The organism is Pectobacterium sp. CFBP8739 (assembly GCF_013449375.1).
In the GTDB taxonomy this organism is placed as follows: Bacteria; Pseudomonadota; Gammaproteobacteria; order Enterobacterales; family Enterobacteriaceae; genus Pectobacterium.
Genome location: NZ_JACDRR010000005.1, coordinates 330,964 through 346,078, shown reverse-complemented (window position 1 = coordinate 346,078; position 15,115 = coordinate 330,964). Strand labels below are relative to the sequence as shown.

Sequence of the window (15,115 nt, the reverse complement as noted above, 5' to 3'; positions counted from 1 at the left end):
GATGTGCGATGGATGCTCTTGAATTGCTATTGAATCGTCGTTCGGCCTCGCGCCTGACCGCGCCAGCACCGACGGGTGACGCGTTGAATAACATTATCCACGCGGGTATGCGTGCACCGGATCATGGTGCTATGCAGCCGTGGCGCTTTTTTATGATCGAAAAGGACGGACTGGATCGTTTTAGTGCGCTACTGACTCGTGCGGCGCAGCAGGAAGGGTTGGATGAAGCCGCTATCGATAAAGCGCGTCAGGCCCCTTATCGCGCTCCACTGATTATCACCGTTGTCGCACATTGCGAAGAACACCCTAAAGTCCCGCTGTGGGAGCAAATTGTCTCCGCAGGCTGTGCCGTTCAGGCGATGCAGATGGCTGCATTGGCTCAAGGCTTTAACGGTATCTGGCGTAGCGGTGCCTGGACGCACAACACACTGGTGCGTGAAGCGTTCAATTGCCGTGAACAGGATGAAATTGTCGGCTTTCTCTATCTGGGGACGCCACAGCTCAAAGCCTCAACAACGGTCACACCGCTTGATACCGACGCGTTTGTTCACTACTTCTGATCGCCCTCCCTTAGTGGATATCGATTTCCCCCCAGATTACTGTGTGCTTTCCCGCGAATTACGCGGGAAATACTCAGCCTGTGTGCGATAGGGTGAATAATGCGACTTTTTATTGCCGAAAAGCCCAGTCTTGCGCGGGCGATTGCCGACGTGTTACCCAAACCGCATCGACGCGGTGATGGCTTTATTGCCTGCGGTCAGAATGATATCGTGACGTGGTGCGTGGGGCACCTGCTGGAGCAGGCGCAACCGGATGTTTATGATGCGCGCTACGCACGGTGGTCGCTTGCCGATTTACCTATCATCCCTCAAAAATGGTTGCTGCAACCGCGTCCTTCGGTCAGCAAACAACTGAACACGATTAAAAAGCTCCTAAATGATGCCAGCGAAGTGATCCATGCGGGAGACCCCGATCGTGAAGGGCAACTGCTGGTGGATGAGGTGCTGGAATATCTGGCGCTGCCGGAAGATAAGCGCCAGCAGGTGCGTCGTTGTCTGATTAACGACCTCAATCCACAGGCGGTAGAGCGCGCGGTTTCTCGTTTGCGTGAGAACAGAGAATTCATTCCCTTGTGTGTGTCGGCGTTGGCGCGTTCCCGTGCGGATTGGCTCTACGGCATTAACATGACCCGCGCCTATACGATATTAGGGCGCAATGCCGGCTATGATGGCGTGCTGTCGGTTGGCCGCGTGCAAACGCCGGTGCTGGGGCTGGTGGTGCGGCGGGATGAAGAGATAGAAAACTTCATCCCCAAAGATTACTTTGAAGTAAAAGCCCATATCGTGACGCCTGCCGATGAGCACTTTATCGCGCTCTGGCAGCCAAGCGAATCCTGTGAACCGTATCAGGATGAAGAAGGGCGCTTATTGCATCGTTCTCTGGCGGAACATGTCGTCAAACGTATTGAAGGCCAACCTGCGTTTGTCACTAGCTATAATGATAAACGAGAATCAGAAACGGCACCGCTGCCTTATTCGCTGTCGACATTACAGATCGAGGCAGCAAAACGTTTCGGGCTCAGCGCGCAGCAGGTGCTGGACGTGTGCCAGAAGCTCTATGAAACCCATAAACTGATCACCTACCCGCGTTCTGACTGTCGCTATCTGCCAGAAGAGCATTTTACTGGGCGCCATGCCGTCTTAAACGCGATATCTGTGCACCAGCCTGATCTGCTGCCACAGCCGGTTATGGACGTGGATCGGCGTAATCGCTGCTGGGATGATGGTAAGGTCGATGCCCACCACGCGATTATTCCTACCGCCCGTAGCGCCAGCGCCTCGCTGACGGAGAATGAGCGCAAAGTTTATGGATTGGTCGCGCGGCAGTACATCATGCAATTCTGCCCGGATGCTGTGTTTCGCAAGTGTGTCATTGAACTGGATATTGCGGGCGGTAAATTTATTGCCAAAGCGCGGTTCCTGGCCGAAGCTGGGTGGCGTACGTTGCTGGGCGGTAAAGAGCGGGACGAAGAAAACGAAGGCATGCCATTGCCCGTGGTGGCAAAAGGTGATGAGTTATTATGTGAACGCGGTGAGGTGGTTGAACGCCAAACGCAGCCGCCGCGACCATTTACCGATGCAACGCTGTTATCGGCGATGACGGGTATCGCGCGTTTTGTGCAGGATAAGGAACTGAAGAAAATTCTGCGGGCGACCGATGGATTAGGTACAGAGGCCACGCGAGCAGGTATCATCGAGTTATTGTTTAAACGGACGTTTCTGTTTAAAAAAGCGCGCTATATTCACGCGAGCGAGGCGGGGCGAGCGTTGATTCATTCACTGCCTGCCAGCGCGGCACATCCTGACATGACGGCGCATTGGGAAGCCACGTTGACGCAAATCAGCGAGAAGAAATGCCGCTATCAGGATTTTATGCAGCCGCTGACCTATTCCTTACAGGAATTGATTCAGCAGGCTAAACAAAACGGTGCGGTGAGCGCGTTTAAAGGGCTTTCTGCGCCGCCGTCGGGTGTTGCAAAACGGCGCAAGCCTCAGACTAAAAAAACGAAGGAGCAGGAGCAATGAAATCGTTAGTGTCTTTGTGTTTCGTCAGTGTGATGCTGGTGCTGCCCACGTTGGCACAGGCTAATCGTGGCGGAACGGATATTGTGGTTCCTGTTCCACCGGAAGTGTGGGGGGCAGGGACGACGGTGCGGGAGCAAAATAATAGCTGCCTGCAATGCTGTGTGTATGAAAATCGTAACTATTCTGAAGGCGCGGTGATAAAGGTCGAAGGGGTAATTCTGCAATGCGTGCGGGACAAGCAAACGCTGGGAACAAATAACCTGATATGGCAGTTGGTTAAGCAATAACAGTGCGTCAAGTAAGTAACGTTTAATGCTTTCTTAGCTTATTCATCCCCGTCGTGCTTTGATGCACGGCGGGGAGCGTGTTTTTACAACGAACTCTTTCCACAGAGTAACCTGTTACTACAGCGCAAACTCTGCCCAGATTGGCGCGTGGTCGGACGGTTTTTCCATTCCTCGGATATCGTAATCAATACCGGTACCAACGCAGCGTTCTGCCAGAAATGTGCTGGCGAGAATCAGGTCGATACGCAGGCCGCGGTTGTCATCAAACCCAGCTGAGCGGTAATCAAACCATGAGAAACGATCGTTGCTCTCGGGGTTGGCGGCACGGAAGGTGTCAATCAATCCCCAGCCTTGCAAACGTGCCATCCATTCACGCTCTTCCGGCAGGAAAGAACATTTCCCGGTGCGTAGCCAGCGCTTGCGATTCTCCTCGCCGATGCCAATATCCAGATCGGTGGGGCTGATATTGACATCACCCATGACGATCAGCGGTTGCGTGGCGCTGTGGTGCTGTTCCAGATAGGTTTGCAGATCCTGATAAAAACGCGTTTTCGCAGGGAATTTCACCGGATGGTCGCGGCTTTCCCCCTGAGGGAAATACCCGTTAACGATTGTGAAGGTACCATGTTCCGTGGCGAAATCCGCCATAATGATCCGGCGCTGTGCCTCTTCTTCATCCGTTGGGAAACCGCGCCGTACCGCAATCGGCTGCGCTTTACACAGCAGGGCGACGCCGTAGTGCCCCTTCTGCCCATGATAATAAACGTGGTAGCCGTACTGGCTGACATCCTCTAACGGAAACATGTCATCGTGGACTTTGGTTTCCTGCAACCCGATCACATCCGGCTGGTGTTGTTCGATAATGGCGGCCAACTGATGAGGGCGCGCCCGCAGGCCATTGATATTAAAAGATACAACTTTCATGTTCGCTGCCATTCGCTAAAAAATGTGACCAGATGGTAGCAGAAAATGGGGTATGCCGTCACGGTGAGGGTACAGCTTTCGGGCTGTGCGAATGAACGTCTTGCCGTGGCTTCAGAGACGATTAGCGCAGATGAGACTCATTGAAAATAAGATTCACTTATATTCAGTTGAACCTAAGGCTTGTAGGCCGTTATACTCCGCACCTCGCAGGAGAGAGGGCGTATAGTATCAGTAATACTATGGCGCTCCGCCGAAGGCGCAAACTCCCATAATCGCTCAGGTTCCCCTAACTGCGAATTCCATTGAAGCCAACTGGAGAGAGGTTGCGATGCAACCCACCGAAGGGGCAAGCAGCACGGCTGCGTAAACTCTCAGGTAAAGCGGACAGAGGGAGTGGCACATTTCACAGGATAACTTGTGTGCTGACTTACATCTATCTGATCGCAATTACGGCAGAGGGGATGTCCGGGGCGCTGGCTGCCGGACGTCGCAATATGGATATTTTTGGCGTAGGCATGATTGCTTTTATCACCGCACTTGGTGGTGGCACTGTTCGTGATATTCTCCTCGGTAATTATCCCATCGGCTGGACGCAGCATCCCGGCTATATCTACCTCACCATTGGTGCGGGTCTTTTCACGATCATCATTGCGCGCTTTATGCACCATTTACATCGTCTCTTTTTGGTACTGGATGCGATGGGACTGATTGCCTTTACCATTATTGGTTGCAATGTGGCGCTGAAGCTGAATTATTCGATGACGGTGGTGGTCATGGCGGGTATCGTGACCGGCATTTTCGGTGGAATATTGCGTGATATTTTCTGCAACCGTACACCCATGGTGCTGAAGAAAGAGCTGTACGCCAGCGTCTCGCTTTTAGTCGCACTTTTATATCTGGGGATCAAGTCGCTTAACATCAACCATGATATTAATCTGCTGGCATCATTCACTATTGGTTTGGCGGTGCGTCTGGCGGCAATTCGCTGGTCGTGGCAGCTCCCAGTGTTCTCTTATGTTCCTGGGCGCTGGAAAGGAAAAGCATAAGGCAGATTTTGTCCCATCGCCCATGTCGTGCTGATTATCGGTGTGAGTGGCGGTGGGGGAAGGATAACTCGTCGCTTTGCTCCTCGCCCTGCGGGTCAACGCTGCGCGTTGCTCAAAACCGTGCCGGTTTTGTCGAACCTTGGTCGAAGGTTCTCACCTTCCCCTAGTGGGAATCTGAAATTTTTGTGCTGGGATGTGATTCAGAAGAACTACGTTGAAATGGTGGTGGGGGAAGGATTCGAACCTTCGAAGTCTGTGACGGCAGATTTACAGTCTGCTCCCTTTGGCCGCTCGGGAACCCCACCACTGGCCTTGCTGCTCGAGGCTTTCGCTTCAAGTGGGGCGCATCATAGCAAATGATGCGCCCCTGTAAAGCGGTATATATCAAAAACAAATGCGGTTGCCGTTTTTTTATTCCGTTCGGCGCATCCTTATACAAAAAGATGTCCGATCAACCCATTACAGAATAATGGTGCGGTTACCGTAGACAAAAACACGCTGTGCCAGCACGCGGTATAATGCACGGCTCAGGACATTTTTCTCAACGTCGCGGCCTGCGCGCATCATGTCATCTGCCGAGTAAGTATGGTCGACGTGAATAACGTCCTGCATGATGATGGGACCTTCATCCAGGTTATCGTTGACGTAGTGTGCCGTCGCGCCAATGATTTTCACACCACGTTCGTAAGCCTGATGGTACGGGCGCGCACCGATAAAGGCAGGTAAGAACGAGTGGTGAATGTTGATCACCTGATTCGGGTAGTGCTGAACAAACGCTGGCGTCAGAACTCGCATATATTTCGCCAGTACGACGTAATCGGGTTTGTATTGATCGATCTGCGCGATCATCTTTTGGTCGTGCTCTTCGCGAGTCAATCCTTCATGGCTGACCAGTTGGAAAGGAATATCAAACCGCTCTACCAACGTCTGTAAGGTATCGTGGTTACCAATGACTGCGGCAATTTCAACATCCAGCCCGCCATAGGTGCTTTTCATCAACAGATCGCCCAGACAGTGGGCTTCTTTTGTCACCAAAACGACAATGCGACGACGGCCTGCTGCGGTTAACTCACGGGAAGACCCTTCGGGAAGTGCGCTATCCAGATCGGCTAACAATGTGGTGTCGTTGAAAATCCCTTCCAACTCGGTCCGCATGAAAAAGCGGCCCGTGCGATGATCGACAAACTCATTGTTTTGCACGATGTTCAGTTCGTGTTTGTAACAAATATTCGTAATTTTTGCGATAAGCCCTTTTGCATCGGGACAAATGGTTCGTAATACTTTTCTTTGTATATTTTGGGATTGCATGAGCGCGTGGATCCTGTCCAAAAAACTAAAGTAACGATCTGATGGTACCGCAGCGGTAACGCCGCGCGGGCGACTGCCTGTGTTCTATTGTCCGCAGCACTTCTTGTATTTTTTGCCGGAATCGCACGGGCAAGGTTCATTTCTGCCTGTCTGCATATGAACGCCGTCTATATAGTACCAGCGATTATGCTGACGAAGGAAGCGTGAGCGTTCTCGCATGACTTCTGTTCGCTGTCTGTCCGTTTCCGATATATAACGTGCGGCAAATTCCACATAACCCTCATCGGGCGTTTTTCCGGGAGATGTTGCCAGTATAGTAAGGCCGAGCCACCGCGAATTCTGGCAGCTCTCAGCGAGAGACGCGCGCCATTTCTCGGGCTGGAGATCGGGGTGCCAAGTGGCGATGAGATAATCTACATCCTGTTTCACGTAGGCGGTATAGCGTGATCGCATTAATGTGACGGGTTCAGCGGCGGTTGCAGCGTGCGTGAGATAGGGTTGACAGCATGCGTTATACTGCAATCCACTGCAACAGGGGCAAGATTCTGACACGACATCTCCTGAAGAAAATTTAATATAAAAACCGATAGATAATAAACAGCTCCCTATGCAGGATACCAATATGTTACCCAAGAAACGCTAGGTGTCGCAATGTACGCTAAAATGAAGACGAGGAGTTCTAACATGCAGCGGAAAAAGATAGGCATTGCCTTAGGGTCTGGGGCAGCAAAAGGATGGGCGCATATTGGTGTATTTAATGCGTTAACAAAAATGGGAATCGCGGTTGATGTTGTTGCCGGTTGTTCTATCGGTTCGCTGGTCGGTGCGGCGTATGTCACCAATAATTTAGCGTCAATGGATCGGTGGGTGAGGTCGTTTGGCTACTGGGACGTGATTCGGTTGATGGATCTCTCTTGGCAACGCGGCAGTTTGTTGCGTGGCGATCGCGTCTTCAATAGTGTGAAACATTTGCTCCCGACAACACAGATTGAAGACTGTGACATCAGATATGGCGTGGTGACGACCAACCTGAGTACAGGGCGCGAACTTTGGTTGACTGAAGGTGATTTACATCAGGCTATGCGGGCGTCTTGCAGCATGCCTGGTCTGTTATCCCCCGTTCGATTTAACGATTACTGGCTAGTGGATGGCGCAGTGGTTAATCCTGTTCCCGTTTCTCTGGCACGGGCTCTGGGGGCTGACATTGTGATTGCGGTTGATCTTCAGCATGATGCTAGCCTGAATCATCAGGACTTGCTGTCGATCAAACCGACCGCGTCAGATATTGATGCAGAAAATGCCCCACAAGATTGGCGTAGCAGAATTCGTGAGCGTTTACTCCGAGGTCGGCGTCAACCCGCAGAGAGTTCACCCACGGCGATGGAGATCATGAGCACGTCGATCCAAATTCTGGAAAATCGGTTGAAGATGACACGGATGGCAGGCGATCCGCCTGACGTGCTGCTACAGCCGTATTGCCCTCAGATCGCGACGTTAGATTTTCATCGAGCACAGGAGGCGATTGAAGCCGGTTATAAGGCGGTAGAAAAGATGCGTGATGCGTTATTGCCGCTCGCGAAAGAGTCGCGATGAAGAACGTAAGGTGTGAAACGCGTATGTTGTTGAGTACGAATGCAGCTAAGAACGCATGTCGCCTAAACGCATATCGTTAAAGGCGAAGTATGGAGTTTGTCCGGCATGTCGGCGCTAAAGCAGGTGTGATTATTCGGTGTTTGAAGTAAGGGGTACTGATGGAGCAACCACTGGCGGGTAAGCATATTTTAGTCATTGATGACGAGGCCGTTTTTCGATCTGTGCTCGCTGGTTATCTGACTTCTCTTGGGGCTTCCGTTCAGGAGGCGATTAATGGACTCGATGCGCTAAATATTCTTGAACACTACCAACCCGATTTAATGATTTGCGATCTGAAAATGCCGATGATGGGAGGCATTGAGTTCCTTGAACGCCTGCGTTTGAAGGACAACGATACGCCAATACTGATCATTTCTGCAACTAGCCAGATGGCAGATATTGCCAAAGTCTTGCGTCTTGGCGTTCAGGACGTGTTGTTGAAGCCGATTCGTGATTATGCGCACCTGCGTGAAGCTGTAATGTCCTGCTTATATCCCGATATGTTTACTTCACAACTGAATGAGCTGGATCAACTGATGCAGGACATGGATTCTCTCAATCAATCTCCCGAAGCGGTAACCAAGCTGCTTGCCCAGCTACAGCCCCCCGTTCAACAAACGCTTGCTCATTGCCGTGTTAATTACCGTCAGTTAACGGCAGCGGAACAGCCTGGTTTGGTGTTGGATATTGCCGCGCTGTCGGAGACGGAGCTGGCGTTTTACTGTCTTGATGTCACTCAGGGCGTCAATAATAATGGGACGTTGGCCGCGTTACTGCTTCGCACGTTGTTCAATGGGTTGCTTCAGGAACATTTGGCCGATCAGCAGCACCGTTTGCCGTATCTGCCGACGCTATTAAAGCAGGTAAACCAGTTGCTGCGCCAGGCGAGTCTGGACGGTCGTTTTCCTTTGCTGGTGGGGTATTACCATCGACAGCTAAAACAGCTGATACTGATCTCTGCTGGGTTAAACGCGACGTTGAATGTTAATGAACAGCAAATAGCACTGAATAGTGGCGTCCCTTTAGGCACGCTTGAAGGTGCCTATCTTAATCAACTGAATTATCAGTGTGAGACATGGCAATGTCAGATATGGGGTGGCGGCGGTCGTTTACGCCTCATGTTGACGACAGAATAGTCTGATAGCGTAAGACGGTGCGGATTTCGGGCCATATCCCTCTTTCGATGTTATTTTTTATTCCCTACCATGTAGGGAGTTATCTTATTTTTATTGAACAGTAATGTTGAGGCAAGCGTGCTCTTGTTAAAGTCGTTATACTCTTGCGGTTATCTTGATTAGATAAATAAAGTTCATTATTTGAACGGTATATAAGAGGCTGTTTATGTCTATTGTGAATAAAAAAGTAAAAAAAGCGGTCATACCAGTTGCTGGATTAGGGACGCGTATGCTGCCTGCTACCAAAGCCATTCCTAAAGAAATGCTGCCGTTGGTAGATAAACCGCTGATCCAATATGTTGTTAATGAGTGTATTGCCGCAGGGATTAATGAAATTATTCTGGTTACACACTCTTCTAAGAATTCTATCGAGAACCATTTCGATACCAGTTTTGAACTGGAAGCCATTCTGGAAAAACGTGTTAAACGTCAATTGCTGGAAGAAGTTCAATCTATCTGTCCTAAACACGTCACCATTATGCAAGTGCGTCAGGGATTAGCTAAAGGGCTGGGCCATGCTGTATTGTGCGCGCACCCGTTAGTGGGAGATGAGCCTGTCGCGGTTATTCTGCCGGATGTGATTATTGATGAATATGCGTCCGATCTGAAGAAAGATAACCTGAGCGAAATGTTGCAACGCTTTTCTACTACAGGCCACAGTCAGATTATGGTCGAACCGGTTGAAAATGTAAGCAGCTATGGCGTGGTTGATTGCAAAGGTGTGGAATTAAAAGCAGGGGATAGCGCGCCGATGGTGGGTGTGGTTGAAAAACCGAAAGCTTCCGAGGCACCGTCTAATTTAGCCGTTGTTGGCCGTTATGTACTCTCTGCGGATATTTGGTCTCTGCTGGAGAAAACACCACCGGGCGCAGGCAATGAAATTCAGTTAACTGATGCCATCGCAATGCTGATGGAAAAAGAAACGGTAGAAGCGTATCACCTGAAAGGTGTGAGCCATGACTGTGGTAACAAATTAGGCTATATGCAGGCATTCGTAGAATATGGTCTGCGCCATGACGGTTTAGGCCAGGAATTTGCGCAATGGCTGCAGGAAACGATTGAAGCAGAAGAAAAATAACAGAATGTAATAATTGCTCTCTGTTTAAAAAAACAGAGAGCAATAAAAGCGCCGACATATCTGTTTTCTCTTTGCAAAACACGTTACTAAAGAAAAACCCCCGATAGCTATCGGGGGTTTTTTTGTATTAAGAAGCGCTTATAAAACTTACAGCAGGAAATCGTCTAAAGATTTACCTTGCTCTTCGATTGCTTTCTTGATTACTGCCGGTGTACGGCCCTGACCTGTCCAGGTTCTAACTTCGCCATTTTCGTCAGTGTATTGATATTTTGCTGGGCGGGCAGCGCGTTTGCTTTTACCTGTGGTTTTCACTGAACCTGATGCTTGTAATAATTCGTTAGGGTCAATACCATCGGCAATCAGCATCTCGCGATATTGCTGCAATTTACGCGCACGTTCTTCAACTTCAGCCTGAACCTGGCTATCTTCTTCGCGGCGTTCATTAACCACGACTTCTAGTTTTTCCAGCATTTCTTCCAAAGTATCCAAGGTACATTCTCTTGCCTGGGCACGCAGAGTACGGATGTTGTTAAGAATCTTTAGTGCTTCGCTCATTGTGATAATCTCAAATTAATATTATTGGTGGCGTGTAGTGTGATAATAGAGTGCTATTTTCCTTTCTGCAATAGTCAAATTTGTAAGTTTGTTAAAAAACATCATTTTTAAAACAGAACTCACATCGTATGTTACATAAATATAAATACTTTCCTGTTATCAAAAAAATACATTTTGTATGCCGTTTTTCTCCCTCAAACGACAGAGAATGGTTTATTGATGTCGTACCGTTGTTATAAGGAATGTTTATATCTTTTATCGTAAAAGGCTGCTGTGGGTGGGCGTATGGACAAAATGTGTTCGGGGAATAGCCCATTGCGCAGCGTGAAGGCGAGTTGTTACAATAAGTTTTTACGACACGAAGATCATATACCCTGCCTTTTGGAGTAACCGAGTGGCTCAACTTTATTTTTATTATTCTGCAATGAATGCAGGGAAATCGACGGCGCTATTGCAGTCGTCATATAACTACCAGGAGCGTGGAATGCGTACGCTGGTGTTCACTGCAGAAATAGATAATCGGCACGGCGTGGGGATTGTAAGTTCACGGATAGGCCTTTCTTCTCCGGCGTTATTGTTTAATCCGCAGACATCCTTATTTGGATTGCTGGAGAAAGAGCACCGTGCTCAGCCCGTAGATTGTGTATTAATTGACGAATGTCAATTTTTAACCCGTGAGCAGGTGAGTGAGCTTTCCGATGTCGTGGACCAATTAGATATCCCTGTATTGTGCTACGGGCTGCGTACTGATTTTCGAGGTGATTTGTTTTCCGGGAGTCACTATTTATTAGCGTGGGCAGATAAGCTGATTGAGTTAAAAACGGTCTGTCATTGCGGCCGTAAAGCTAACTGTGTATTGCGATTAGATGAGCAGGGTAATGCCGTCCACGAAGGGGAACAGGTCGTTATTGGCGGCAATGAGAGCTATGTTTCCGTGTGTCGTAAACATTATAAGATTGCGCTGGGATTAACCCGTAAGGAAAGCGAGTAAAGCGGTTAAATAGCCGACTGGCGAGTTATTAATAAATAGCGTGTCGATGCGTGCGCGAGCAATAAAAATGCCCAACCCTAAACGGGTTGGGCAGTGCAGAGAGATAAACCGCCTTTAGGCTAAGGCGGTACAGGCTGAACGTTAATGTGCAGCTTTCTTAGCGGTTTTAGTGGCTTTTGCTACAGGTTCAACCACTTCCGTTTTTACCTCTTCAGAGAACTTACGACCATAGTAAGTATCCAGCAGAATCTGTTTCAGTTCGGAAATCAGCGGGTAGCGTGGGTTTGCTCCAGTACACTGATCGTCGAATGCATCTTCTGACAGCTTATCTACCTTCGCTAGGAAATCGGCTTCCTGTACGCCAGCTTCTCGAATCGAGGTGGGGATCCCCAGTTCGGTCTTCATTTCTTCCAACCAGTTCAGCAATTTTTCGATTTTCTGTGCGGTGCGATCGCTCGGCGCGGTTAAACGCAGGTGGTCGGCTATTTCCGCGTAGCGACGGCGTGCCTGCGGACGGTCATACTGGCTGAACGTTGTTTGCTTGGTCGGGTTGTCGTTCGCGTTATAGCGAATGACGTTTGAGATAAGCAAGGCGTTAGCCAGACCGTGCGGGATATGGAATTCAGAACCCAGCTTATGCGCCATGGAGTGGCAGACGCCGAGGAAGGCGTTGGCAAACGCGATCCCAGCAATCGTCGCGGCGTTGTGGACGCGCTCACGGGCCACTGGGTTTTTCGCGCCATCGCGGTAGCTGTCTGGCAGGTTCTCCTTCAGCAGTTTCAGCGCTTGCAACGCCTGTCCGTCTGAATATTCGTTTGCCAGCACGGAAACATAGGCTTCCAGTGAGTGTGTTACCGCATCGAGCCCACCAAACGCACAGAGTGATTTCGGCATATTCATCACCAGGTTGGCATCGACAATCGCCATATCTGGCGTCAGCGCATAATCCGCTAATGGATATTTTTGACCGGTGGCATCGTCGGTCACCACGGCAAATGGTGTTACTTCGGAACCGGTTCCTGATGTCGTGGTAATCGCCACCATTTTGGCTTTGACGCCCATTTTCGGGAACTTGTAGATACGTTTACGGATGTCCATGAAACGCAGCGCCAGTTCTTCGAAATGCGTCGTAGGGTGTTCATACATTACCCACATGATTTTCGCCGCATCCATTGGCGAACCGCCGCCCAGCGCAATGATCACATCCGGTTTGAAGGAGTGCATTTGCTCGGCGCCTTTACGCACGATACTCAGCGTTGGATCAGCTTCAACTTCAAAGAAAACTTCGGTTTCCAGCCCGTGCTGTTTCAATACGGACGTCACCTGATCGACATAGCCATTGTTGAACAGGAAGCGGTCGGTCACGATAAATGCACGTTTAGCACCATCGGAGGCGACTTCTTCAAGAGCAATGGGCAGTGAGCCGCGACGGAAATAAATAGATTTGGGAAGTTTATGCCACAACATATTCTCTGCTCGCTTGGCTACCGTTTTCTTGTTGATCAAGTGCTTCGGACCGACGTTTTCGGAGATGGAGTTTCCGCCCCAGGAGCCACAGCCCAGCGTCAGAGACGGCGCGAGTTTGAAGTTGTAGAGATCGCCAATACCGCCCTGAGACGCTGGGGTGTTAATCAGGATACGCGCGGTTTTCATCATATTGCCGAAATGATTCACGCGCTCTGGCTGATTGTCCTGATCGGTATACAGGCAGGATGTGTGACCGATACCCCCCATTGCGACCAGTTTTTCCGCTTTAATGACGGCGTCGTTGAAGTCTTTCGCACGGTACATCGCCAGCGTCGGCGACAGTTTTTCATGCGCAAACGGTTCGGACTCATCGACCGCAGTAACTTCACCGATCAACACTTTAGTGTTGGCAGGGACGGTGATGCCCGCCATTTCTGCGATTTTCGGTGCGGGTTGACCTACGATGTCGGCATTCAGTGAACCGTTTTTCAGCAAAATACCCTGTACGGCATGCAGCTCTTTGCCTTTCAGCATGTAGCCGCCGTGGGTAGCGAAACGCTCACGCACGGCGTCATAGACGCTGTCTACGACGATGACGGACTGTTCTGATGCACAAATGACGCCGTTATCGAAGGTTTTCGACATCAAAATAGAGGCAACGGCACGTTTGATGTCTGCGGTTTCATCAACGACAACTGGTGTGTTACCGGCACCAACGCCGATTGCTGGTTTACCGGAACTGTACGCGGCCTTCACCATTCCTGGGCCACCGGTTGCCAGAATCAGGTTGATATCCGGATGGTGCATCAACTGGTTGGACAGCTCAACGGAAGGCTGATCGATCCAGCCGATAATATCTTTCGGTGCACCTGCCGCAATTGCCGCCTGTAGAACAATATCTGCGGCTTTGTTGGTCGCATTTTTTGCACGCGGATGCGGGGAGAAGATAATTCCGTTACGGGTCTTCAGGCTGATCAGCGCTTTAAAAATCGCGGTAGAAGTGGGGTTGGTGGTGGGAACAATACCGCAAATCAGGCCAATCGGCTCTGCAATGGTAATCGTACCAAAAGTGTCATCAGTAGAGAGGATGCCGCAGGTTTTTTCATCCTGATAGGCGTTATAAATGTATTCAGATGCGAAATGGTTTTTGATGACCTTATCTTCCACGATCCCCATGCCGGATTCGGCAACCGCCATTTTTGCCAGCGGGATACGGGCATCCGATGCCGCGAGTGCGGCAGCGCGGAAGATCTTGTCTACCTGTTCCTGAGTGTAAGTGGCGAATTCCTGCTGTGCCTTTCTTACTCTTTCGACCAGTGCGTTAAGTTCAGCAACGTTGGTTACGGCCATAATGCTCTCCTGATAAATGTTAAACTCTTTCAGTCAATTGTTCGCCGAATAGAACAGTATAGATAAACGAACGGGAGGTATTTCCGTTACCTGACTATTCTTTTTTGCCTATTTCGCATTCATTGACTCAAAGAGCTCGTCAGCCACCGTTGTGGCGCGATTGCTGCTTTTTAAAATACTGTAACCGCCGCAGTTGTGAATTTTTGAAATATTGTTTTGAAAATACATCAAAATTAAGAAGATTTGCGTGCGTGCTACGGTATGGGATGAGCATACCTATTTGTGAGTGCTTTTTTTGTGATCAATATCGAATTTTCTTTATGCTGACACCATTCAGCATGTTGGTGTTGATAATAACTATCATTACCCAGATAAAATCAGCGGCTTTTCTACCTAAAATGGGTTGATAAAGGATCGACGGCGGACGTTGAAGTGAAGTCTTGGCGGGAGAAATGCACGCAAGGTTTGAGCGTATAACGGGAATTCGTTGTTCGTATAAGACGTTTTCGTATAAACATTGCTTATATCTTAATCGGGTTAGTTATTTTGCTCGTCTTCTATCGCAGGGCGGTTTCGCGAGTTTGTTGCGCACAATGAGTAACGAAATTGTTAAAATAATAACATTTATGTCAGATAATGACGCGGACAGGTAAGCGTGTATCATCATTTTTGTGCTGTAAAAATCATAAAAGCCATTACGATGTTTTTTTGCTCAAA

The 15,115-nt window shown here is 49.5% G+C and carries 13 protein-coding genes, 1 tRNA gene, 1 other RNA gene and 1 riboswitch; of the genes, 8 read left to right on the top strand and 7 right to left on the bottom strand.

Annotation, left to right across the window (positions count from 1 at the left end; translation table 11 throughout):
* Positions 1 to 8 precede the first annotated feature (8 nt).
* From H0247_RS02335 to H0247_RS02325, 3 genes are all read left to right on the top strand, one after another.
* Positions 9 to 560, top strand: a complete 552-nt coding sequence (locus H0247_RS02335; RefSeq protein ID WP_180741069.1) for an NAD(P)H nitroreductase — start codon at positions 9 to 11, stop codon at positions 558 to 560.
* Between the two features lie 99 nt (positions 561 to 659).
* Positions 660 to 2,585: a DNA topoisomerase III gene (locus H0247_RS02330; RefSeq protein WP_180741068.1), complete on the top strand. Its 1,926-nt coding sequence runs from the start codon at positions 660 to 662 to the stop codon at positions 2,583 to 2,585.
* The gene (locus tag H0247_RS02325; RefSeq protein ID WP_180741067.1) at positions 2,582 to 2,872 is read left to right on the top strand and encodes a YnjH family protein; all 291 of its coding nucleotides are present in this window, start codon (positions 2,582 to 2,584) and stop codon (positions 2,870 to 2,872) included. The genes H0247_RS02330 and H0247_RS02325 overlap by 4 nt, the downstream gene beginning before the upstream one ends.
* A gap of 117 nt (positions 2,873 to 2,989) precedes the next feature.
* Here the strand turns inward: H0247_RS02325 and xthA are convergent, their stop codons facing one another.
* The gene (gene xthA, locus H0247_RS02320) at positions 2,990 to 3,796 is read right to left on the bottom strand and encodes an exodeoxyribonuclease III (RefSeq protein WP_180741066.1); all 807 of its coding nucleotides are present in this window, start codon (positions 3,794 to 3,796) and stop codon (positions 2,990 to 2,992) included.
* Between the two features lie 302 nt (positions 3,797 to 4,098).
* A riboswitch (glycine riboswitch) is annotated at positions 4,099 to 4,194 on the top strand.
* A gap of 21 nt (positions 4,195 to 4,215) precedes the next feature.
* Here xthA and H0247_RS02315 point away from each other — a divergent pair.
* Complete coding sequence (locus H0247_RS02315; RefSeq protein ID WP_180741065.1) at positions 4,216 to 4,842, top strand: trimeric intracellular cation channel family protein; 627 nt, start codon at positions 4,216 to 4,218, stop codon at positions 4,840 to 4,842.
* 47 nt (positions 4,843 to 4,889) lie between these two features.
* Here H0247_RS02315 and H0247_RS02310 read toward each other — a convergent pair.
* The 4 genes from H0247_RS02310 to H0247_RS02295 form a co-directional block, all read right to left on the bottom strand.
* A non-coding RNA gene (locus H0247_RS02310) (RtT sRNA) lies at positions 4,890 to 5,019 on the bottom strand.
* A 43-nt stretch (positions 5,020 to 5,062) separates the two neighbouring features.
* A tRNA-Tyr gene (locus H0247_RS02305) sits at positions 5,063 to 5,147 on the bottom strand.
* A gap of 154 nt (positions 5,148 to 5,301) precedes the next feature.
* Positions 5,302 to 6,150, bottom strand: a complete 849-nt coding sequence (purU, locus tag H0247_RS02300; RefSeq protein ID WP_180741064.1) for a formyltetrahydrofolate deformylase — start codon at positions 6,148 to 6,150, stop codon at positions 5,302 to 5,304.
* Between the two features lie 84 nt (positions 6,151 to 6,234).
* Positions 6,235 to 6,702, bottom strand: coding sequence for a YchJ family protein (locus H0247_RS02295; RefSeq protein WP_180741063.1), 468 nt, complete (start codon positions 6,700 to 6,702; stop codon positions 6,235 to 6,237).
* A 132-nt stretch (positions 6,703 to 6,834) separates the two neighbouring features.
* Between H0247_RS02295 and rssA the strand changes: the two genes are divergently transcribed.
* The 3 genes from rssA to galU all read left to right on the top strand — a co-directional run bounded on the left by rssA (position 6,835) and on the right by galU (position 10,035).
* Positions 6,835 to 7,743 carry a patatin-like phospholipase RssA gene (gene rssA / locus H0247_RS02290; RefSeq protein WP_180741062.1) on the top strand — a complete coding sequence of 303 codons (909 nt, stop codon included), beginning with the start codon at positions 6,835 to 6,837 and terminating at the stop codon, positions 7,741 to 7,743.
* Positions 7,744 to 7,901: 158 nt separating this feature from the next.
* Positions 7,902 to 8,918: a two-component system response regulator RssB gene (rssB, locus tag H0247_RS02285; protein WP_180741061.1), complete on the top strand. Its 1,017-nt coding sequence runs from the start codon at positions 7,902 to 7,904 to the stop codon at positions 8,916 to 8,918.
* Positions 8,919 to 9,123: 205 nt separating this feature from the next.
* Positions 9,124 to 10,035 carry a UTP--glucose-1-phosphate uridylyltransferase GalU gene (gene galU / locus H0247_RS02280; RefSeq protein ID WP_015840214.1) on the top strand — a complete coding sequence of 304 codons (912 nt, stop codon included), beginning with the start codon at positions 9,124 to 9,126 and terminating at the stop codon, positions 10,033 to 10,035.
* 147 nt (positions 10,036 to 10,182) lie between these two features.
* Here the strand turns inward: galU and hns are convergent, their stop codons facing one another.
* A complete protein-coding gene (hns, locus tag H0247_RS02275) occupies positions 10,183 to 10,590 on the bottom strand; it encodes a histone-like nucleoid-structuring protein H-NS (RefSeq protein ID WP_180741060.1) in 408 nt (135 codons plus the stop codon).
* A 394-nt stretch (positions 10,591 to 10,984) separates the two neighbouring features.
* Between hns and H0247_RS02270 the strand changes: the two genes are divergently transcribed.
* On the top strand, positions 10,985 to 11,581 hold the full coding sequence (locus H0247_RS02270) for a thymidine kinase (RefSeq protein WP_180741059.1): 597 nt from the start codon (positions 10,985 to 10,987) through the stop codon (positions 11,579 to 11,581).
* Positions 11,582 to 11,722: 141 nt separating this feature from the next.
* Here the strand turns inward: H0247_RS02270 and adhE are convergent, their stop codons facing one another.
* Complete coding sequence (adhE, locus tag H0247_RS02265) at positions 11,723 to 14,398, bottom strand: bifunctional acetaldehyde-CoA/alcohol dehydrogenase (protein WP_180741058.1); 2,676 nt, start codon at positions 14,396 to 14,398, stop codon at positions 11,723 to 11,725.
* Between the last annotated feature and the right edge of the window lie 717 nt (positions 14,399 to 15,115).

Excerpts from the sequence above, each read along its gene's own strand:
- H0247_RS02325 (WP_180741067.1), top strand. The coding sequence starts at position 2,582 with ATGAAATCGTTAGTGTCTTTGTGTTTCGTCAGTGTGATGCTGGTGCTG.
- hns (WP_180741060.1), bottom strand. The coding sequence starts at position 10,590 with ATGAGCGAAGCACTAAAGATTCTTAACAACATCCGTACTCTGCGTGCC.
- galU (WP_015840214.1), top strand. The coding sequence starts at position 9,124 with ATGTCTATTGTGAATAAAAAAGTAAAAAAAGCGGTCATACCAGTTGCT.
- adhE (WP_180741058.1), bottom strand. The coding sequence starts at position 14,398 with ATGGCCGTAACCAACGTTGCTGAACTTAACGCACTGGTCGAAAGAGTA.
- H0247_RS02330 (WP_180741068.1), top strand. The coding sequence starts at position 660 with ATGCGACTTTTTATTGCCGAAAAGCCCAGTCTTGCGCGGGCGATTGCC.
- H0247_RS02335 (WP_180741069.1), top strand. The coding sequence starts at position 9 with ATGGATGCTCTTGAATTGCTATTGAATCGTCGTTCGGCCTCGCGCCTG.
- rssA (WP_180741062.1), top strand. The coding sequence starts at position 6,835 with ATGCAGCGGAAAAAGATAGGCATTGCCTTAGGGTCTGGGGCAGCAAAA.
- purU (WP_180741064.1), bottom strand. The coding sequence starts at position 6,150 with ATGCAATCCCAAAATATACAAAGAAAAGTATTACGAACCATTTGTCCC.
- rssB (WP_180741061.1), top strand. The coding sequence starts at position 7,902 with ATGGAGCAACCACTGGCGGGTAAGCATATTTTAGTCATTGATGACGAG.
- xthA (WP_180741066.1), bottom strand. The coding sequence starts at position 3,796 with ATGAAAGTTGTATCTTTTAATATCAATGGCCTGCGGGCGCGCCCTCAT.